The sequence below is a fragment of the Peribacillus sp. NJ4 genome, assembly GCF_030348345.1.
GTDB lineage: Bacteria > Bacillota > Bacilli > Bacillales > DSM-1321 > Peribacillus.
The window spans coordinates 4,361,295-4,382,756 of the sequence record NZ_JAUCFQ010000001.1 but is presented as its reverse complement, the minus strand read 5'-3'; the positions used below and the strand labels follow the sequence as shown (position 1 = coordinate 4,382,756).

The 21,462-nt window shown below is 41.5% G+C and carries 19 protein-coding genes; 15 read left to right on the top strand and 4 right to left on the bottom strand.

Going from position 1 to position 21,462, the window contains the following annotated elements; all coding sequences use genetic code 11:
- Positions 1-44: 44 nt before the first annotated feature.
- From QUF94_RS21835 to QUF94_RS21825, 3 genes are read left to right on the top strand one after another with little or no spacing between them, the layout of a single operon-like run.
- A complete protein-coding gene (locus tag QUF94_RS21835; protein ID WP_289317681.1) occupies positions 45-1,400 on the top strand; it encodes an APC family permease in 1,356 nt (451 codons plus the stop codon).
- Between the two features lie 27 nt (positions 1,401-1,427).
- A complete protein-coding gene (locus QUF94_RS21830) occupies positions 1,428-3,053 on the top strand; it encodes an amidohydrolase (RefSeq protein WP_289317680.1) in 1,626 nt (541 codons plus the stop codon).
- 33 nt (positions 3,054-3,086) lie between these two features.
- Complete coding sequence (locus QUF94_RS21825) at positions 3,087-4,034, top strand: carbon-nitrogen hydrolase (RefSeq protein WP_289317679.1); 948 nt, start codon at positions 3,087-3,089, stop codon at positions 4,032-4,034.
- A gap of 321 nt (positions 4,035-4,355) precedes the next feature.
- Here QUF94_RS21825 and uraH read toward each other — a convergent pair whose 3' ends face one another.
- The 4 genes from uraH to QUF94_RS21805 all read right to left on the bottom strand — a co-directional run bounded on the left by uraH (position 4,356) and on the right by QUF94_RS21805 (position 9,340).
- Positions 4,356-4,715, bottom strand: coding sequence for a hydroxyisourate hydrolase (gene uraH, locus QUF94_RS21820; protein ID WP_289317678.1), 360 nt, complete (start codon positions 4,713-4,715; stop codon positions 4,356-4,358).
- A gap of 9 nt (positions 4,716-4,724) precedes the next feature.
- The gene (gene pucL / locus QUF94_RS21815; protein ID WP_289317677.1) at positions 4,725-6,218 is read right to left on the bottom strand and encodes a factor-independent urate hydroxylase; all 1,494 of its coding nucleotides are present in this window, start codon (positions 6,216-6,218) and stop codon (positions 4,725-4,727) included.
- A 14-nt stretch (positions 6,219-6,232) separates the two neighbouring features.
- On the bottom strand, positions 6,233-7,558 hold the full coding sequence (locus tag QUF94_RS21810; protein ID WP_289317676.1) for a nucleobase:cation symporter-2 family protein: 1,326 nt from the start codon (positions 7,556-7,558) through the stop codon (positions 6,233-6,235).
- Positions 7,559-7,723: 165 nt separating this feature from the next.
- Positions 7,724-9,340: a PucR family transcriptional regulator gene (locus QUF94_RS21805; RefSeq protein ID WP_289317675.1), complete on the bottom strand. Its 1,617-nt coding sequence runs from the start codon at positions 9,338-9,340 to the stop codon at positions 7,724-7,726.
- 322 nt (positions 9,341-9,662) lie between these two features.
- On the opposite strand from QUF94_RS21805, the gene QUF94_RS21800 reads away from it, so the two are divergent.
- The 12 genes from QUF94_RS21800 to QUF94_RS21745 all read left to right on the top strand — a co-directional run bounded on the left by QUF94_RS21800 (position 9,663) and on the right by QUF94_RS21745 (position 21,459).
- Complete coding sequence (locus tag QUF94_RS21800) at positions 9,663-10,718, top strand: aromatic ring-hydroxylating dioxygenase subunit alpha (RefSeq protein ID WP_289317674.1); 1,056 nt, start codon at positions 9,663-9,665, stop codon at positions 10,716-10,718.
- A gap of 208 nt (positions 10,719-10,926) precedes the next feature.
- Entirely contained in the window at positions 10,927-12,174 is a 1,248-nt protein-coding gene (gene allC, locus QUF94_RS21795) for an allantoate deiminase (protein WP_289318469.1), read from the top strand.
- A gap of 14 nt (positions 12,175-12,188) precedes the next feature.
- The gene (locus tag QUF94_RS21790; RefSeq protein ID WP_289317673.1) at positions 12,189-13,451 is read left to right on the top strand and encodes a pyridoxal-phosphate-dependent aminotransferase family protein; all 1,263 of its coding nucleotides are present in this window, start codon (positions 12,189-12,191) and stop codon (positions 13,449-13,451) included.
- Positions 13,452-13,483: 32 nt separating this feature from the next.
- A complete protein-coding gene (locus tag QUF94_RS21785) occupies positions 13,484-14,863 on the top strand; it encodes an allantoinase (RefSeq protein ID WP_289317672.1) in 1,380 nt (459 codons plus the stop codon).
- A 374-nt stretch (positions 14,864-15,237) separates the two neighbouring features.
- Positions 15,238-16,563, top strand: coding sequence for a phenylacetate--CoA ligase family protein (locus QUF94_RS21780; protein WP_289317671.1), 1,326 nt, complete (start codon positions 15,238-15,240; stop codon positions 16,561-16,563).
- A gap of 364 nt (positions 16,564-16,927) precedes the next feature.
- Positions 16,928-17,884, top strand: coding sequence for a 1,2-phenylacetyl-CoA epoxidase subunit PaaA (paaA, locus tag QUF94_RS21775; RefSeq protein ID WP_289317670.1), 957 nt, complete (start codon positions 16,928-16,930; stop codon positions 17,882-17,884).
- Between the two features lie 18 nt (positions 17,885-17,902).
- Positions 17,903-18,262 carry a 1,2-phenylacetyl-CoA epoxidase subunit PaaB gene (gene paaB, locus QUF94_RS21770; RefSeq protein WP_289317669.1) on the top strand — a complete coding sequence of 120 codons (360 nt, stop codon included), beginning with the start codon at positions 17,903-17,905 and terminating at the stop codon, positions 18,260-18,262.
- Positions 18,252-19,052 carry a 1,2-phenylacetyl-CoA epoxidase subunit PaaC gene (paaC, locus tag QUF94_RS21765; RefSeq protein WP_289317668.1) on the top strand — a complete coding sequence of 267 codons (801 nt, stop codon included), beginning with the start codon at positions 18,252-18,254 and terminating at the stop codon, positions 19,050-19,052. The genes paaB and paaC overlap by 11 nt, the downstream gene beginning before the upstream one ends.
- A 26-nt stretch (positions 19,053-19,078) precedes the next feature.
- Positions 19,079-19,576, top strand: coding sequence for a 1,2-phenylacetyl-CoA epoxidase subunit PaaD (gene paaD / locus QUF94_RS21760; RefSeq protein WP_289317667.1), 498 nt, complete (start codon positions 19,079-19,081; stop codon positions 19,574-19,576).
- 20 nt (positions 19,577-19,596) lie between these two features.
- Positions 19,597-19,902, top strand: coding sequence for an EthD family reductase (locus QUF94_RS21755; RefSeq protein ID WP_034314904.1), 306 nt, complete (start codon positions 19,597-19,599; stop codon positions 19,900-19,902).
- Complete coding sequence (locus QUF94_RS21750) at positions 19,899-20,675, top strand: enoyl-CoA hydratase/isomerase family protein (RefSeq protein ID WP_289317666.1); 777 nt, start codon at positions 19,899-19,901, stop codon at positions 20,673-20,675. Before QUF94_RS21755 ends, QUF94_RS21750 begins: the two co-directional genes overlap by 4 nt.
- 10 nt (positions 20,676-20,685) lie before the next feature.
- Positions 20,686-21,459 carry an enoyl-CoA hydratase-related protein gene (locus QUF94_RS21745; RefSeq protein WP_289317665.1) on the top strand — a complete coding sequence of 258 codons (774 nt, stop codon included), beginning with the start codon at positions 20,686-20,688 and terminating at the stop codon, positions 21,457-21,459.
- Positions 21,460-21,462 lie beyond the last annotated feature (3 nt).

Genomic DNA, 21,462 nt, shown 5'->3' with positions numbered 1-21,462 from the left:
TTTGCATATAAGTTAATTAAGTACGATTAAGGGTGGAGTGATACATGGAGAATGCAAAATTAAGACGTTCGTTAACAGTATTTCCTTTAGTGCTATTTGGATTGGCTTATATGGCACCTACAACAGTTTTTTCTACTTATGGGGTTGTTGCGGAAATAACGAAAGGTATGGTACCTGCCGCTTATATTATAGCTTTAGTTGGTATGTTGTTTACAGCCTATAGTTATGGTCAAATGGTTAAGGCGTATCCTGTTGCCGGTTCTGCATATACATTTACTCAAAAGGCTCTTAATCCTCATATTGGATTCTTAGTAGGCTGGGTTATACTATTAGACTATTTATTTTTGCCAATGATTAATGGATTACTAATCGCTATTTACTTAAACGCATATTTTCCATCCGTTCCTTTTTCCGTCTGGTTAATTGGTTTTGTAATTTTAATCACCACTGTAAATATAATCGGAGTGAAAATAGCAACAAAGATAAATCTTTTATTAGTTGCCTGTCAGTTCTTAATAATAGTTATATTTACATTCCTCTCAATTAAAGGGTTACTAAACGGAATGGGTTCAGGGACATTATTTATGGGTTCTCCATTTGTGAATGGAGATATACCACTATCCTTAGTATTAGCAGGATCTTCTATTTTATGTTTATCTTTTTTAGGATTTGATGCTGTCACTACATTTTCAGAGGAGACCATTAATCCTAAAAAAATAATACCAAAGGCTATTTTCCTCGTAGCATTAATAGGAGGAAGTCTGTTTATTGCCATCTCATACATCAGTCACCTTGTTTACCCAAATTTCCAAGCCTTTAAAGATCCAGATTCTGCTGCCTTGGAAATTGCTATATACATCGGGGGTAATTTATTTCAATCTATTTTTCTAGCAGGATACATTACAGGGGGCCTAGCATCTGGTTTATCAGCTCACGCAAGTGTATCGCGACTTTTGTATGCGATGGGAAGAGATGGAGTTCTTCCTAAGAAAATATTTGGTCATATTCATCCAAAATTTCAAACTCCAACACACAACATTATCTTAGTGGGAATTTTTGCTTTATCTGCTTTATTTATTGATTTAGTGACAGCATCATCCTTTATTAACTTTGGAGCGCTCGTTGCATTTACATTTGTTAATCTTTCGGTTATTTCTCATTATTTTATTAGGGAGAAACAGCGAAACGGAATTAACAAACTAAAATACCTAATATTGCCTCTGATTGGAACCAGTTTCACAATTTGGTTATGGACTAGTCTTGATTCAAAGGCACTTTTACTCGGACTAGGATGGTTTGGAATAGGTTTCATCATGCTCCTTTCCAATACGAAAATGTTTAGTGAACGACCACCAGAGCTTTCTATTGATAGTGCGAAGGAAAATGAAATTCAAGCATAAAAGCTAGATTTATCAAGGAGGACAAAAATGATAAAGGCAGACATCATTCTTTCTGGTCAACAAGTTTTTACTGGGCTACAAGATGAGCCAATAAAAGCAGCTATCGCTATTAAAGATAATAAAATTGTTGAGATCGGTCCTAAAGAAGAAATATATTCATACATTGGGGATCGAACTAAAGTGTATGACATGGAAGAGGGACTAATTATTCCGGGATTTCATGATTTTCATATGCACATAATGATGGGAAGCATTTTACAGAAGGATAGTGCCAAATTATTTGATGCTACTTCAGAAGAAGAGGTAGCTAAACTAGTAGGTGAATTTGCAGAAACAAGACCAAATGATGAGTGGATATTTGGTATTGGCTGGGATCATACCAATTGGAAAAAGAAAGTGCTACCACATAGGACAACATTAGATAAATATATTTTTGATCGTCCCGTTTTATTATTCAATGCAGAAGTGCATTACGCATGGATCAATAGTAAAGCAATAGAAATGATTCAATTAACGAAGGATACCCCAGACCCGGAATATGGAGAAATTGGAAAAGATGATAATGGGGAACTGACAGGCCTTCTATTTGAACAGGCAATTGGGTATGCATCGGAACATGCATATAAATTACCGAAAGAAAAACGTGTAAAACTATTCCAAGGTTTTCTCGATGAAACAAAAAGACTGGGAATCACATCCGTTAATGATTTATACGGAGCTAAAATAGCGCCAAACCCATTAGACGATCTTGAAATTTTTAAGGAATTTGATAGAGAAGGGTTACTTACAACTAGAATTCACTTTTCTCCGGAGTTAAAAATGGATTTAGCTGTCGCAAAGGAATTACAAATAAATTATCAGTCAGACAAGCTTACCTTTTCTGGATTAAAACAATTTATAGATGGTGTTGTGACAAGTCATACCGCTTTTTTATTGGAGCCTTACAAAGACCGTCCTGAAACAAGAGGCGGGACCACTTATCCAGCTGAAACAATTAAACAATTAGTAAAAAAGGCAGATAAGGAAAAATTTCAAATTCGTTTCCATGCTATTGGTAACGGTGCTGTCCGCTTAGCATTGGATGCATTTGAAGAAGCAAGAAACGTAAATGGAGAAAGAGATGCCAGACATGTCATTGAACATGTGGAGGTATTGCATCCAGACGATGTCCATCGCTTTAAGGAATTAGGTGTAATCGCTTCCTTTCAACCCAAACATATTGAATTAATGGAAAGTGAGGCATATACAGCTAGAATTAGTGAAAAACAACAACCTCTCTATTATCCTATCAAAACAATAGAAGATACTGGTGCTAAAATTGCCTTTGGTACAGATTTTCCTGTAGTACCCCTAAATCCTATGATGGGTATTTATCAGGCAATCACCAGAAAAGATTTAACCGGGAATGCGTGGCAGGAGTCGGAAGGAGTTACTTTAGCACAAGCATTAAAATATTACACGGCTACACCAGCATTCGGGTCTTTTAGGGAAAAAGAATTAGGCACATTGGAAGCAGGAAAGATAGCGGATATCGCAGTATTAAATAAAAATTTATTTAGCATATCAACAGAGGAAATTCTTGAAACTGAAGTGAAGATGACGATTATGGATGGAAAGGTTGTATATGAAAACCAGGTCGTCCCAACTGTATAAGATAAAAAAATAAAAAAGTCAGGTAGTGAGAAAATGTCAAAAGTAAAAGTTGGTCTTATTCAAATTCATTGCGGAGAATTCATTGAGCAAAATATTCAAAAAACGATAGAGAAAATAAAAGAAACAGTAAATAAAGGTGCGCAAATCGTTTGCTTACAAGAATTATTTTCTTCGCAATATTTTCCACAAACGGTTAGTGTGGAAAATTATGATTTAGCTGAAGATGTAGATAGTGGTGCATTAGCCGAAATGGGTGAATTAGCAAAGGAATTAGGAATCGTCTTGATTGTTCCTTTTTACGAAAGAGCAGGTGCTGGTATTTATTTTAATAGTGCAGCTGTATTTGATGCGGATGGAGAATGTTTAGGGATTACAAGAAAAAATCATATTCCGGATGGTCCCCAGTATCATGAAAAATATTATTTCGTTCCAGGCAATACCGGGTATCCTGTCTATGAAACTGCTTATGGAAAAATAGGAGTCGGGATTTGTTGGGACGAGTGGTTTCCAGAAGTTGCCCGAATTTTTAGCTTACAAGGTGCAGAGATATTATTCTATCCTTCTGCCATAGGTTCAGAGCCAGATCATCCTGAGATATCAACAAGACCATCCTGGGAAAAGGCAATTTCTGCTCATGGCATTTCTAATGGTGTATTCGTTGCTGCAACAAATCGAGTAGGCCAGGAAAAAGACATGAATTTTTACGGTGGTTCATTCATTAGCGATACATTAGGGAATATTTTAGCTTCACTTGATGATGAAGAAGGAATTATTGTACAAGAGATTGATTTAAAAGAAATAGAAAAGACTAGAAACATTCTGCAATTCTTTAGAGACCGTCGTGTCGATACATACGACCCAATATTACAAAAGGAAATACTTCCAACCCCATCCCCTTCAAAAAAGGGAACAAACAAAGGATTATCGTGCAGTAACGAGAATCGACTGCAGTGGAAAAAAAGTAGTATGGCATCAACATGAACGGAACGCCCTTGCCGAAGCATTATAAGCGTATACTGGCGGCTTGGCCATTGGTACATTCGGGGAGCGTGAATTAGGGACATTGGAAGTAGGGAAGCTTGGCTTGCTGATATCGTTGTCCTCGACCGTGACCTTCTTGCGGTTCCGCTTGAGGTGATACCTAGCATCTACGTTCCAAAACTCTATTCTTGAAGTATCCCAGATATTGCAATCTATAATAGATCTTTATTACTCGGATTAAAAGTGGAACGAACGATCCTGACTGTAATCAATCAAACAAGAAACTGCCGGAGAAGGAGGTGATCTTCTCTGGCAGTTTCTTTAACTTCCACGATATACTTGATAGCCCCATGGGGAAACGAGCAAGGGCACATGATAATGAGAGGATGGGGAAGATAGTCCGAATCGGACGGGAACCAGGTCCAAAAAGGGCGGATCAGGGAGTTCGATGGATTTATTCCGGAAGTAATCCCCGATATGAAAAACGATTTCGTAGTTTCCCGTTTTTGTGTTTTCTGCGTTCAGCAGCGGGACATCGAGCCTCCCGTCTGGATTTGTGACAGCTGACTGGAGCAGCTGCCAGCTAGCGGTGGATGATTCGGAAAAGTATAATTCAATCGTCACTTTTTCGGCTGGCTGGCCATGCATTAAATCCAATATATGTGTTGTTATACCAGGCATATATACTCCTTAACCGATGTTTTCTTCAGCGGCAGCCAGGATTTTGTTGTTTTTGAGATTTTCTTTTTTAACGGTGAAGACCTGAAAACCATATGGCGGGCGCGGCTCGGTATATATCTTTCCTTTAGAGTCCGGTATTTCGGAAACGACTGTATCCCATGTGTGGTTTTGGGATTCGAATGTAACTTCAAGAAGCTGAGGGAATCTAGTTAAAATGCGGCAGCCGATTTCATAAATCAGATTTTGGATCGAAGGAGTTTCCATTTCATGAAAAACGGATGTAGCAATATCGATTACCTGTTCGGCAGCTACGTATTTAGAGGGGGCCATGCCGAATGCATCCTTTTGATCCTCATAGACCCAATGGAGATTCAAATAGATGAAAAGCGGACGATTTCCATCTTCGGGAAGCGTCGTATACTCATCACGGACAAAACCGACAAAAGAGTTCCCGCTTACTTTGATTAATTGAAGGTCGAGGATGGAACTGCTTTGCTGAACGATCTCGTTGCCAGTTTCCCCACGGATGATTTCGACGGCAGCCTTGGCCCGTTCATTGCGGGACTTTTTGAATACAAGGTCACTCGGTTTCAATTGGGGATCCGTTGCTTCAGTCACTGCTTCGAAAGGGATATCTTCGGCAATCAACTTAACAGTATCGATTTGAGGATATTTGTTTAGGAAGGCTTCTGACACATATGAAGCAAATCCTTCTAATGTTGCGCCTTTGAATGTAGCTAAATGCCTTTGGATGAAGTTTTTCATCGAATCAGTCGCGACGACCATGGAATTGTCTCCTTCCGTGAATGAGGGAAGAAAAGAGGAGCCGCCAACGGAAACTTTTACATTCGTGCCAAAAATGATATGATCTCTTCCTGAAAAAGTGGATTCTGGAATTTGCTTGATTCCGGTTAAAGGATTCGAATAGGTCCTATAGGCAAAAACATTCCCTTTTCCATAACTAAGTGTTTGTGCGGCTGATTTATTTTTCATTAAATTCTCTCCTTCAATTTTAATTTTATCCTGTAAACGAAATAGGGCTATTTGATAAATTTCAGTTAAGGCCTTATCGAACTCGGCTGCTTCTGCATGGTGAATCCTTGTAAGCATCGATTGATATATGTCATTTTTATCTTTGCCTCGCACAGCCAGGATAAATGGAAAGTCAAACTTATCCATATATTTCTGGTTCAATGATATGAAATCTTCATATTCATCGGACGTAAGGTCCTTTAAACCGGCGCCATGCTGTTCCTTAATCGAATCATCACTCATTTCAACTTTGTCCCCAAGGTTCGGATGCTTCCTGATTAACGTTAACTTATCTTCCTTTGACGAATTTCCTACAATATCCACCATGCATCGATGCAGGTGGATTATTGAAGAAAAGGGCCTATTGCCTGCCGATTTTTCTGCAATCCAAGGTGAATGTTCGAAAGTATCCCCAAGGAACTTCGTAAATTCCTTTTCGCTTAGTGCATTTAATGAAGTAAGGGTAATCATCTCCAGTCTCCTTCTTATATACTTTTTGCCATTAGCTGATCTGAATCGGGGATGGTACTATCGGCGGCTTTTTTCTTGCGTGGAATCAAGATCAAATTCAGGATGATGGCTGTCAGGCTTCCTGTGATGATTCCATCACCGACAACGATACGGATTGCTTCCGGCAGGCTCGAGAATAACTCGGGAACGACGGTGGCGCCCAGTCCGAGTGAGACTGAACAAGCAATGACCAATAAATTGGCATGATCCGAGAAATCGACGTCATTCAACATTTTAATTCCTGATGAAACGACCATTCCGAACATGACGACGGTAGTACCCCCGAGGACGGCAGTAGGAATCAGTGTAGCGAGAGCTGCGATTTTCGGTACCAGTCCAAGCCCGATTAAAATGAAGCCGGCTACAATGGTGATCGTTCTTTTTTTCACTCCGGATAATTGAACGAGACCTACATTCTGCGCGAATGTACTATAAGGGAAGGCATTGAAAATGCCACCTAAAATGAATGCCAGGCCTTCTGCGCGGTAGCCTTTGACAATATCTTTTTCACTCAATTCCCTATCTGTTATTTTTCCGAGAGCAAGGAATGCGCCAGTGGATTCGATCAGGATGACTGTGCCAACCAACATCATCGTAAGAATGGGAGCTAGTTCAAAGGTGGGTGTACCAAAGTAGAAAGGAGCAGGGATATGGAACCAAGAAGCCTCGACAACGGTGGAAAAGTTCATTTTCCCAAAAAATGTTGAAGCGACCGTTCCTGCGATGATGCCAATCAGAACGGAAATGGCGCGTATGAATCCTGTGAAATAGCGATTGATTAACAGAATGACAGCGAGGACACCGAAAGAAAGCATTAAGTTTTCGGCTGAACCGAAGTCTTTGCTGCCAGAACCGCCAGCCATATTCTTTATGCCGGTGGGCACTAAGGATAATCCAATGATGATGACGACGGTACCGGTCACGACAGGCGGAAATAATTTAAGCAGTTTACCAAATATGTTGGAGAATAAAATGATGAATAACCCAGCGGCGATGATTGATCCATATATAGCGGAAATGCCATAATTGCTGCCAATGGATATCATCGGGGTGACTGCGACGAAAGACGTTCCCAATACTATCGGGAGGCCAATGCCAAAATATTTATTTTTCCAGGATTGCAATAATGTAGCGATTCCGCAGGTTAATAGATCAATGGCAATAAGGTAGGCAAGCTGTTGAGAAGTGAACCCCAATGCTCCGCCGACGATGATCGGTACCAAGATTGCACCAGCATACATGGCAAGAACGTGCTGAAGACCTAACGAGAAGGCCTTGGACTTATTAATTCTTTCATTCATAAAAAATCTCCCTCCTCTAATGGGTTGTCATGTTATATCACGCGACTTTGTTATGATTAATACCATCATAATAAAAAATCAGAAAATTGTCATTAGTTAGATTAGACAATTTTTGGTTGTTGATATAGACAACTTGCATAAAGTGAAGGGAGGAGAGATTGGGTTTTATATATTAAGTAAGGATTTAATGCGAAGGGCAAGTCGTATCTGGAGTGTGGTCTCTGAATCTTTTAAGCTCTTGCCGAGCAGCTCTTCACATTTCTCGAGTCTGTATACAACGGTGTTACGGTGAACGAATAATCTTTTGGCAGTTTCGGATATTTGGCAATGCGTTTCGAGATAGACTGATAATGTCTGTAGTAAGGATTGCTCCTCCTCGGTGAAAATCTTTGAAAATCCCTGTAATGCGAAAAGGTAAAAATTCATTAGGTCTTCTTCGGGAATGATTCTCAATAATTCCATAATATCCTTCGTCCGGAATATCTGGATGTATTCTGTCCTTTTCGAAAGACCTCCTTCCAGAAGGGAGTCGTTCGCCTCTTTGTAAGCGTTCTTGGTCTGTAAAAAATTCGGGCTCATATGGCTCACTCCGAAAGATATCGTGCAGTCGAATTGGCTGGTTGTTATCTTTTGCAATGATTTTAGCGAGGTTTCGACATATTGAAGAACATCGCCAGAGACTTCATTCACTTCGTATAAAAGAATGCATTTCTTACCTTTTGTAAAGAGATGAATGGGATTAGGTGAAAGGCGAAGCTCATCTTCCAAAAACTCGTATATCGAATCAGCCCTTCGTTGCAGCTGTGTGTAACTTTTGGCTGATTCGGATTCATCGATTTTTCCGACTGCGCATATATAGGCTTGTTCATTATGTAAGGAAAACTCTTTTGCTCGGTTTATGATTTCCTCTTGTGAAGAGAAACTCCCATCCAGGAAATGAAGGAAGAAATCATTTCGGATATTCCGATCATGCTGTTTAAGGGCGTGTTCTTTCATCAAGGCAAAAGAAATGACATTAGTTGCCTGCTCTATCGTCAGTGTTATCAGGTTATCGCTATTCTTGATTTCTCCTGATATCGTCAAATAGCCAAATTTTTCTTCATCCATATAGATGGGGAATACGGTATAGGTTTGTTTATTGGATAGAGATGAAAATGAAAAGAACGAAGCTAGGGTTTTATGAAATCGGTATCCTTCACTGTTCATTTTTTTGATTATTGGAATAATTCCGGATGTTGAGATTGGATGGAGTATCGGTTTAAGGTACTGGTCAACTAATAAAATGGGGTATCCAATCATATTCGATAAATGATCAAGCAGTTTTTGAATCCCTTTACCCCGCATGATTAAGTTTGTGAATTGCTTATGTGTTTCCATGGCGAAAGTCAATTCAGCTGCCCGTTGATCCAAAATCGCCCGTAATGTATGGTTGATGATTTCCCCAAGTGACAATTCTGCCGGAAGATCAATGATTGGTAAGGATATTTCATTGGCTAGAACCAGTACTTCCTCGGGTATTTCTTTTAGGAATCTCTGTGTCTTTATCCCTAGGGCTGCGCAACCTTGATTTGCCATCGCTTCGACAAGTGATGACAAAAGGTGTGGCTTGTCCTTTACGTGATAAGCTGTGGTTACAAGGAATTCATTTGGTTTTAAAAAGTTGATGATATCTGGAGCATCCATCATATTGACAGTCTGGACTTCGCGTTCGATCCCTGTTCCTCCAGCAATTAAATGCATGCCGGATAATGCGGGCAATGTTAAAAGTTCGGTTACCTTCATCTGAAACACCTCATTCTGGAAAATTAGATTATTGAAGTGATTTTATAAATAAAGCTCTATGTGAATCCAGGGAATTGATCGGTTTTAAATTAGTGCATGTAACTGATATTTATCTGAATCCCTCTGTTTACTCACATGCTTTGCGGATTTTCATTATCATATCATACAATTCCTTTGGCATATCTTACAAATTTCATTGTTTGGTTTGTTGAGGAGACAAAAAAGGGTTTGTGTGTAAGGTTTTGTAACATTGTTAGTGACATAATGACTGAATTTTGTTAATATTTATAAAAATTAACGTGGGAATAAGGGAGACGATAAAATGAGTGAAGGCACAGTTGCTTCAAGTAAGAAAAAAAGAGTCACGCCGTTTCCGAAAGAATGCACATTCAGCAAAGAGGACTGGGATGTATTATCGCAATATTGGTTTCCTGTGGCTGCAGTCGAGGAAGTGTCGGAAAAACCGATAGGCATTAAGCTTCTCGATGTGCACCTTGTCCTTTATCGGGCTAGTGGGAAGATTATCGTTGCGAGGGACCTTTGTCTGCATCGTGGTGTGCCATTAAGCATGGGGTGGGTGGAAGATGATAATATCGTATGCCCCTACCACGGTTTTAGATATGGCCCTGAAGGTAATTGTACTGGGATTCCTGCACATCCCAATGCTAAAATATCCCCGCGCCTTTGCATTAATATTTATCCCACGGTAGAACGCTACGGTTTAGTTTGGACATCGATTTCGAGCGATAAAGTGGATATTCCGAAGTTACCGGTATGGGAAGATGATGAATATTTGAACATCCTGCCTCCATCCATTGACATTGCTGGTTCAGCCGGTCGGCAGATGGAAGGCTTTTTGGATGTGTCCCACTTTGCTTGGGTACATTCGGAAAGCTTCGCTGATCGTAACAATCCTCTCGTTCCTAGTTATAAAGTTGAAAAAACGGAATATGGCCTGCACGTGGAATACTTAAGTTCCGTCAGTAATTATGGCAAAGACATGCAGCATTTAGAACCTGCCAACTTTGAATGGCTCCGTGTTTTTGATATCTATCCACCGCTGGCGGCCAGACTGACTGTCCACTTCCCGGAGGACGGAAAACTTCATATCCTGAACTGTGCCAGTCCAGTTTCTGCACGTAAGACAAGAATGTTTTCGCCGATGGCCCGTAACTTCGATTTAGATGCTCCGATAGAAGATACCTATGAATTCAATTTACAGATTTTCAATGAAGATAAGGAAATGGTTGAAAATCAAAAGCCGGAGGAGCTGCCTCTAGATTTACAAGCGGAAGCGCATATCGCCGCTGATAAGACGTCGATTGCGTATCGTCAGCTATTAAGGGAATTGGGCTTAGGTTCGAATTATACAAGTTGAGAGGAAGAGGGTGTCCATGTTTAGTGGGCACTCTCTTCTTTTACAGGCATTATTGGATTGGATTTCCATTGGTTATTTTGCATAAAAAAATACCGAAATACTAACAGAATTGCCAATGAAGTTATATGCGAAAAGAAGTAAAATAGTAGATAACATATATTTGTGAATATTCATAACATTAATGGATATTGAGAAGGGAAGCGAAGTGATGGCAATTCAAATCGAGAAATTCATAGATGAAAAGGATGATGTTGCTTCGATGATTGAATGGTTAGCATCTTTCGGGGCAACGGAGAGTAATGGGGTGACCCGTTTATTATATTCCGAGGAATGGATGAGCGCTCAGCATGCAATGAAAGCAAAGATGGAAAAAGAAAGCCTGATTACATATTTTGATAGTGTAGGCAACATGTTTGGCAGGCTTGAGGGGACGGATTCCACCGGTGAAACCATTCTGACCGGCTCTCATATAGATACGGTCAAGGATGGGGGGAAATATGACGGTGCATATGGGGTCATCGCTAGTTTCCTGGCAGTTAAGAGGTTGTTTAAAGCCTATGGGCAGCCTCGGAAGACGATTGAAGTCGTTTCTTTTTGTGAGGAAGAAGGAAGCAGATTTCCCTTGACGTTTTGGGGATCGAGGAATATCAAAGGAGTCTATGGTCTTGAGAACGTAAAGCATTTAAAAGATACAGAGGGAATTTCTTTTTTGGAAGCCATGAAAAAATCAGGATTTGAACCTGAAGCCTATATGCCCCCCGTCCGCGATGATATTGACCGATTCGTTGAAATTCATATAGAACAGGGGATGGTGCTTGAAAAGAATGAGAATACGATCGGGGTCGTCAGCCATATTGTCGGGCAGCGCCGTTATACGGTGAAAATCATTGGTGAAAGCAATCATGCGGGGACCACTCCTATGTCTTACAGGAAGGATGCAGTCAGTGCAGCTGCGGAATTCATTTCTTTTTTAACGAAAAAAGCGAAGGGGATGGACTCAGATTTAGTTGCTACGGTTGGCAGAATGGATGTTGAACCTAATGTTCCGAATGTCATTGCTGGTGAAGTGGAATTCAGTCTCGATATCAGGCATCACGAGGAAGTGATTCTTGATAGGTTTTGTAAGGAAATCTTTGCGGCTTTCGATGCCTTGGCGAAAGAAGCGGATATGAAGATGGAGATTTCACAATGGATGGATGTCAAACCTGTTGCGATGGATCGGGAAATGAATCGCCTTGTCCGCAAAATTGCTGAAGATAAAAATATACCTTATCAGGATATGATCAGCGGAGCAGGGCATGATGCGCAAGTGTTTGGTTCATTTTGTCCGACGTGCCTGCTGTTCGTCCCAAGTAAGGACGGAGTCAGCCATTCGCCTAAGGAGTTTACGAGTGTTCCGGATTTGGAAAGGGGAATCGATGTTTTAAGCGAAATACTATATAAATTAGCCTATTGAAGGAGTTGGGTAAAATGGCATATTCAGAATTGAATGCACCGATTAGAACGATCATGACGCCAGGTCCAGTCGAAGTGGACCCACGTGTTTTAAGAGCGATGAGCACACCGATATTAGGTCAATTCGATCCTGCATTCACTAATATCATGAATGAAGTGATGGAAATGTTGCGTTTGGTTTTTCAAACGAAAAATAAATGGGCGTTCCCGATAGATGGCACTTCAAGATCAGGAAATGAAGCGATTCTATGCAGCATCATTGAGCCGGGAGATAAAGTTCTGGTTCCCATCTTCGGAAGATTCGGTCATTTATTGGTGGAAATTTGTGAGCGATACGGAGCTGAGGTTCATACGATCGAATGTCCTTGGGGAGAGGTGTTCGACCCGCAAGCAGTCATTGCGGAAATCAAGAAAGTCTCACCTAAAATAACGGCAATCGTCCATGGGGAAACTTCCACGGGCTGTATGCAGCCATTGAAGGAAATCGGGTTGGCCTGCCGTGAAATGGGTGTCCTGCTTGTGGTGGATGCGGTTGCGTCCATCGGGGGAACGGATGTAAAGGTGGATGAATGGTGCATTGATGGATTGATAGGCGGGACTCAAAAATGCTTGTCCGTTCCTTCGGGTATGGCGCCGATTACGTATAATGAGCGAATAGAAGAAATCATCCAGTCCCGCAAAAAGGTGGAACGTGGTATTGCAACAGATGAAGACAACCAAAAGATTTCAATCCGCCGTCCCATCACCAGTAATTATTTCGATTTAAGCATGTTGCAGGATTATTGGGGACCGCGCCGTTTGAATCACCACACAGAAGCGACTTCAATGATTTATGCGTTACGTGAAGGTTTGCGCCTGGTACTTGAGGAAGGTCTGGAAACCCGATTTGCCCGTCATGAACTCCACGAAGCTGCTCTCGTTGAAGGGGTCAAGGCGATGGGACTAACGTTATTCGGGGATGGGAAAAACAAACTTCCTTGTGTAACTTGTATCGAAATTCCACAAGGAATCGACGGGGAAGCCGTTCGAGCAATGCTGTTGAATGAATTCGGTATCGAGATTGCCTCCTCGTTTGGTCCGCTTCACGGAAAAATCTGGAGAATCGGCACAATGGGATTCAGTTGTAGGAAAGAAAACATCCTCTTTGTACTGGCCTCCTTGGAAGCTGTCCTTTTGCGCCAGGGGTTTCAAGTGAATCGGGGAGAGGCTTTGCAGGCTGCACTCGATGTGTATGTGGGAAAAACGGAGAAAGTGCCTGCATCCAGGGGATCTCTTTGATTCTATAAAAATATTTTGGAGGAGTGATCCGTATGTCAATATATGATCTTATTATCCGCAATGGGTATGTAGTTTTTCCAGATGAAGTGAAGAAAGCTGATCTTGCAATCCGAGATGGGGTGATTGTTAAGATTGGGGATCGTCTGGGTGGTAAAGCGGATGAAGAGTATGATGCGGATGGCCAACATATCTTTCCGGGTATGATTGATGTCCATGTACATTTTAGCGAACCTGGCCGCGCTCATTGGGAAGGCTTTGAAACAGGATCGCAAATGATGGCAGCGGGAGGCTGCACCACATATTTCGATATGCCATTGAATGGAATCCCTTCAACCATCGATCGAAAGGCTCTCCTTGAAAAGGGCAAGATCGGTGAAGGGAAATCAGTTATAGACTTTGGATTATGGGGAGGGCTGGTCCCGGGAAATATTGATGAATTAGAGGAGTTATCAAAATCCGGAGTCATCGGTTTTAAAGCTTTTCTCTCAGAGACGGGAAATGATGAGTTTGAGCGTGCGGATGATTTCACCCTTTTACATGGTATGAAGAAAATTGCAGAATTGGGCAAGGTCTTGGCCCTTCATGCGGAAAGTGATTCGATCACTCAATGGCTGAAGCAAGAAAAAGAGAAGGATGGACTATTCAGTGCGAATGATTATGCAGCCACAAGACCTGTGCAAGCAGAAGCGGAGGCTGTGGAACGTGCCATTGCATATTCCGAGTTAACAGGCTGTGCCCTGCACTTTGTTCATATTAGTAGTGGCTTGGCCATCGAAAAAATTGAATCAGCCAAACAAAAGGGACTGGATGTAACGGTTGAAACGTGTCCACATTATTTATTATTCAATCAGGGTGATTTAATAGAAAAAGGTGCGGTTGCAAAATGTGCTCCCCCACTAAGGGAAAGAGAAGAACAAGAAAGATTGATAGCCTGTTTAATGGAAGGGAAATTCGATATGATTTCTTCCGACCACTCACCATGTCCTTATGAGTTGAAAGACCCTGGCGTACATAATATTTTCGAAGCGTGGGGTGGAATAAGCGGGGGGCAATTTTCACTGATGTCGATGATAGAATTGGCTGTATTGCATGATATCCCACTTCACAAAGTAGCTGAGTGGACAGCTTCAGCCCCGGCAAATAGATTTGGTCTCTCTTCCAGAAAAGGACAAATTAAGGATGGAATGGATGCAGATCTTGCCATCGTTTCCCTTGATGTTCCGCATGATGCTTCGGAAACGAATTTTTTCGCGAAACATAAGCAAAGCCTTTATATGGGCCATTCCTTTCCTTGCCGAATCACCGCTACCTTTAATAGAGGGAAAATAGTTTATAAAAATAATGTCATAAGTGAAAGGGAGCGTGGGGAGTGGATAAAAGTGATAGATTCCAGTATTGCGGTCAATAACTAGGGAGAAGGCTTTGATTATCGGGTTGGGTCCATTATAAGGGGTGATTCCAAATCGGGAATCACCCCTTTGCCTGCTCTACATATTTATGAACAGTACTTCAGGAAAATTGTTTTCCTAATATTTTAATACGTTTTTAAAACGAGTGTTTGATAAAATGATATATCATTGTTAAAATTAATATAGTCTGAAAATTTAGTTAATGTTTTTTTTGTCTATTCGGCCATTTTGCTTAAATCAAAAAAACATTATTGACAACGTAGAAATGACGTATTAATCTTAAAATTAAGCATAACAATTATATAATATCCGTTTTGTTACCGTTATATATGGAGAATCGGATGGGACACGAGCAAAATTAAGGGGGGACTGAAACGATGTACAATCCGGAAGTTGAAACGGCTACGCGTGCTGAAATGGAAAGTTTACAGATGGCACGCCTCAAAAAAACGATAAGCCGTGTATATGAAAATGTACCTTATTACAGAAGGAAATTTGAAGAGATGGGCCTTGATCCAGGAGATATTCAAAATCTGAACGATGTGTCAAAGCTTCCTTTTACAAAAAAACAGACTCTTCGTGATCAGTATCCATTCGGTTTATTCGCCGTTCCAATGGAGGATGTAACACGCATTCATGGTTCATCCGGAACAAGCGGAAAGCCTACCATTGTCGGGTATACGAAAAACGATTTGGAAAACTGGGCAACGATCGTCGCACGTGGAATTGTAGCTGCAGGAGGCCGTAAGTCGGATATTTTCCATAATGCATATGGATATGGCCTGTTTACAGGCGGATTGGGTCTCCATTACGGAGCAGAAAAGCTAGGAGTTGCCACCGTACCCATTTCAGGTGGAAATACCGATCGCCAGATTACCATCATCAATGATTTTAAACCTCGCGGTATTTGCGGAACCCCTACTTATATTTTGAATATCGCTGAAAAGATGGAAGAGATGGGGATTGACCCTGCTGATAATGGGTTAGAGTATGGGATTTTTGGAGCTGAGCCGTGGTCTGAGGAAATGAGAGCTACACTTGAGAGAAAACTGAATTTGAAAGCAATCGATATTTACGGACTAAGTGAAATCATGGGTCCAGGAGTTGCGATAGAATGCCAGGAAGCGCAGGAAGGACTGCATATCGCAGAAGACCATTTCCTTGTTGAGGTCATTAATCCTGACACACTTGAGCCAGTTGAGGACGGCGAAGATGGGGAACTGGTCTTTACCAGCCTTACCAAGGAAGCGCTGCCAATCATTCGTTATCGTACTGGTGATATCGCATCCATTACCCATGAACCGTGTAAATGCGGACGGACCACAACAAGAATGTCCCGCGTTAAAGGCAGAACGGATGATATGATCATAATCAGGGGAGTGAATGTATTTCCTTCTGAAATTGAGCGTGTTTTATTCCAAATGGAGGGAATAGTGCCTCATTATCAGATTCATCTCGTTAAGAAGGGGAAAATGGACGGTGTTGAACTGCATATTGAAATTGAAAGCGGTTTCTATAAGGGGATTGAAGAAGACTTAACGCATGGAGATGTAGAGATATTAAAGAAAACGATCCAGCATCATATGAAATCCGCATGTCTTGTAACGATGGATATTGTTGTCAACATTCCAAAAAGCATTCCGCGTTCAGAAGGAAAAGCCATTCGTGTCGTTGATAAGCGGAAAGATGAAGTGACCAGTTGATAACTGGATGGAGATACGTTGGATGACCTGGATTCGTTCATGGAAAAGGATGTTCCTTGTTGGCGATTCTGCCGTTGACGAAGCTTTAATGCTCGAGCCTATCGTAAATTCGCGGTGAAAAACCTTATGAACTCTGACGGTCAAATAAAAAGTGCAGCCCCTTCATAGAATAGGTTTAATCAGAAGAGAAGAAAGAACCAATTTGAAATAGGGAAGGAGGCATCATGGTGATTAAAAATATCATAAAATCTCCTGTTAATTTCCTTTTATTTCAAAAAAAGACGGAATAGTCTTGCATTAAATATAACTGTAAAATATAATAACGTTATATAAACGTTATATAATAAAAAGAGAGGTGATTTGAATGAACGTTCAATTAAATGATATGGCTGAACAAGAAAAGCTAAATCAATTCATTGCCAGAATCGAAGCAGGAGAAAAGATAGAAGCCGATGATTGGATGCCGGACGATTACCGCGGCACTTTAATCAAGTTAATATCGATGCATGGCATCAGTGAAATCATGGGGGCGCTTCCCGAAAAAGAATGGGTGCCTAAAGCCCCGACCTTAAATAGAAAACTTGGAATCATGGCTAAGGTGCAGGATGAAATGGGACATGGACAATTATTGCTTCGAGTCGCCGAGGATTTGCTAAAGCCGTACAGCAAAAAACGGGATGACCTTATGCAAGATTTATTTAATGGAGATTTAAAGTTTCATAATGTCTTCCACATGGAAGCCAAATCCTGGGGCGATGCAGGATTGATTGGCTGGCTTGTTGATGGGGCAGCCATCATCTCCCAGACGAACATGCTTGGGGCTTCATACGGACCTTATGCTCGAGCTTTACTGAGGATCTGCGCGGAAGAAGTTTTTCATGCACAGCATGGTGAAGCGATAATCATGGCTTTGGCTGAAGGAACGGAAGAACAAAGGAAATTGGTTCAAGACTCCATCAATTATTGGTGGGAATCTTTATTACTCTTTTTTGGACCTCCCAGTAAGAATGAAGTGGGCTCATCCAAACAGGATATAACGATTAAGTACAGAATCAGAACCAGTACGAATGAAGAGCTTCGCCAAGCCTTTTTTTCTAAATATGTGAAGCGGATCCTTTCACTCGGCTTTACCATTCCTGATGAAACACTTAGGTTTGATAAAGATTCTGAAACCTGGATTTACAAACAACCTGATTGGGGGAAATTGAAGGTGTTCGCAAGGAATGAAGGGCCCCTTTCGCAGGATCGTTTACGTCTTCGAAGAACTTCTTATGAAAATAATAAATGGGTACGTGAGGCGTTAGCGCCAAAGGTCATCTAAGGTAGGGGGAAGGATGATATGGAAACTAGACAAAAAACTTACTTTGAAGAATTTGAAGTATTTAGCCGTAAAACGCAATCTTCACCCGTTCAATACCATTTTAGCCTGCTGGCTCCCAATGAGGATATCGCCATCATGATGGCGCAAGAAAATTTCATGAGACGTGAAGCAGTTGATGATATCTGGGTAGTGAAAAGACAGAATATACGGAAAATGACGATTGAGGAAAAGAAAACGCTTCAACGTATTGATAATAAAGATTACAGGACCACAAAAGGGTATGGGTATTTAAAGAAAAAGTGGCGGAAGTATGAGCAGGGAATGCTCGATGAAAAAGAGATAATGTCTTGGGGTGGAGGCGTGAAGAATGAGGAATGAATCATTGGAGAACATCGCTATCAAAGAATTGCTGCTTCAACTGGCGGACGATGATTTCATCCATTCATACCGAGGTTCGGAATGGCTTGGACTCGCACCGCATATTGAAGAAGATGTTGCATCGGCTTCGATATCTCAAGACACGATGGGGCATGCAACCATATATTATAAATTACTGGATGAACTAGGTGAAGGGGACGTAGATAAGCTGGCTCACGACCGTCCCGCCAAGGAACGGCGTAATGCGATCATTCTCGAATTGGTCAATGGTCCTGGATACTATATGAAAGACCCGGATTATGATTGGGCGTTTGCGGTAGTGCGGAATTATTTTTATACCCAAGCCAAAGCGATTAAGATTCAATCCCTTCAATCAAGTTCATATAAACCGCTTGCTGAAGTGGCACAAAAGGTACAGATGGAACTTTATTATCATTTGATGCACTGGAAAACATGGTTCGTCCAATTGCTGGGTTCTGGTCACGAAGAGGCGGTTTCGAGAATGAATGCAGCGATTGAGAAAACGATGCCGGATTTTGCTGGAGTATTTTCACTTGGACAATATGGAGAAGAGATGGTCGAGCTTGGCTTGATAGAAAGCGAAGCTGCCTTACAGAAGAAATGGATCGAGGCTGTCACCCCAATTTTTGAAAGTGTGGGCTTGGCAACGACTCTTGAAATAGGAATGGCCCAAGGTGATGGACGTAGTGGCCGGCATACGGAAGATTTGGAAAAGGCGATAGAAACGTTAAGTGAAGTGTACGCAACCGATAAATCAGCTTCATGGTGAACCAATAGAAAAAGGGGAGGGGTATCATGTCGACCGTACTGTTAACCGCAGAAGAAATATATAAACTCCTGGAAGACGTTAAAGATCCCGAAATCGATACAGTAAGTATTCTGGATTTAGGGATGGTTGAAGACGTGACGGTTTCGGGCCGGGACGTTTCGGTGAAAATGCTGCCAACTTTTCTAGGGTGCCCGGCATTGTCAATCATTCAAAAAAATGTGGAAACAGCCATTAAACAGCTGCCTGCCGTAAAAAAAGTAAGCGTGGAATTTTTACGATCCCCTTCCTGGACATCTGATCGAATCACGGAAAAGGGGAAAGCTGGATTGAAGGTTTTCGGGATCTCCCCTCCTCCTCGACAAATGAAAAAAGATGGATCATGGCATGTGGATTGCCCGTATTGTGAATCTACTTATGTCACGATGGAAAATATATTCGGTCCAACGGCCTGCCGCAGCATTTTATATTGTAAAGCATGTAAAAATCCGTTCGAAGCGATGAAACCGATGATAAAAATGATCTAATAAAATGGAGGTTTTCTAAAATGGTAAAGTTAATCGCCCTATATAAACAACCTGAAAACAAGGAAGAATTCGATGAGCATTATTTCAATGTACATGGTCCGATAACGGAAAAAATTCCAGGTCTTCAAAAAATGGAGGTCACTAAAATAGTAGGCACCCCAATGGGCAAAGACTCTGAGTATTACATTCTATGTGAAATGTATTATGAAGACCACGATGCACTGCAACAAGGAATGCGTTCCCCGGAAGGAAAAGCATCAGGGAAAGACCTAATGGGCTTTGCCGGGAAACTCGTAACGATGATGATCGGGGAAGAAATAAAATGAATGCGCTTCAATTCATTGAAACGTCAATCGGGGATGGCATTGGTTATATCTTTTTAAATCGGCCGAAGCAGCTGAATGCCATTAACAGGAAAATGTTCAGGGAAATAGTTTCAACCATGGAAGAATTCGACCGGGACCCACAAGTGAAGGTGATCTTGCTAACGGGCAATGGAAAGGCATTTTCCGCTGGAGCTGATATTGACGAGATGATGGACGACAATCCAATCAGTCTGGAGTTAACCAACCAATTTGCCGATTGGGACCGAATGAGCCTAGTCAAGAAGCCTGTGATCGGTGCTGTGAAAAGTTTTGTATTCGGTGGTGGTTTTGAACTTGCCTTATCCTGCGATTTCCTGATTGCCGCCAGCGATACCCAATTTTCCTTTCCGGAAGTGACACTGGGAGTCATGCCTGGTGCAGGAGGAACACAAAGGTTGACAAAATTGGTGGGGAAGACGAAGGCACTCGAATGGATATTGACGGCTGAAAGGATAAATGCAAAGACAGCTCTGCAATATGGTTTCATTAATAAGATCGTTGCCCCTGAATTGCTAATGGAAGAAACGGTCGATTTCGCTAGAAAGATAGCAAAGCAACCCCCGTTAGCTGTAAGGCTGATTAAAGAATCCGTCAATAAAGCCGTTGATTACCCCTTATATGAGGGAATGCAATTCGAACGGAAGAACTTCTATATTCTTTTTGCATCAGAGGACCAAAAAGAAGGCATGAAAGCATTTGTTGAAAAAAGGGAGCCTAATTTTACAGGCGGATAAGGGGTGCTCTATGTACGAAACGATCAAATATAGGGTTGAAAGCGGAGTGGCTTGGCTTACTTTGAACCGTCCTGATAAACTTAATGCCTTTACGTCCCAAATGAATAAGGAAATACAGAAAGCGATCAAGATATCTGCGGGGTCCGATGAAGTGCGGGTCATTATCATTACAGGGGAAGGCAGGGCCTTTTGTTCAGGGCAAGATTTATCGGATGTTGATGGAAGCATGAATTTAGGCCAGGTGCTGCGCGATCACTACGGTCCGATGATGCAGCAAATAGCAAGCTGTGAAAAACCGATCATTGCAGCAGTCAATGGAGTGGCTGCAGGGGCTGGCTTCAGCCTTGCTCTTGCATGCGATTTCCGGCTTGTTTCTGAAAAAGCCAGTTTTTTAAATGCCTTTGTCAATATCGGATTGATTCCTGATTCAGGGAATCTATATTACCTTTCACGGATTGTTGGGCATGCGAAAGCCTTGGAAATATCCTTATTGGGGGAAAAGATCCCTGCTAGCGAGGCGAAAAATATCGGGCTCGCTACAAAAGTGATCGGTGTGGAAGAATGGAACGAGCAATTGAAAGCCTTTGCGGCGAATATTGCAAACAAACCAACGAAAGCGATCGGCTTAATCAAAAGATACTTAGAGGCATCCTACCACCTTTCATTGGAAGAATACTTAAAAGAAGAAGCGGAGGGTCAGCGAATTGCTGGCTTAACGATGGATTATGCTGAAGGTGTGGCAGCATTCACTGAAAAAAGGAAAGCTAAATTCATAGGCAAGTAATAT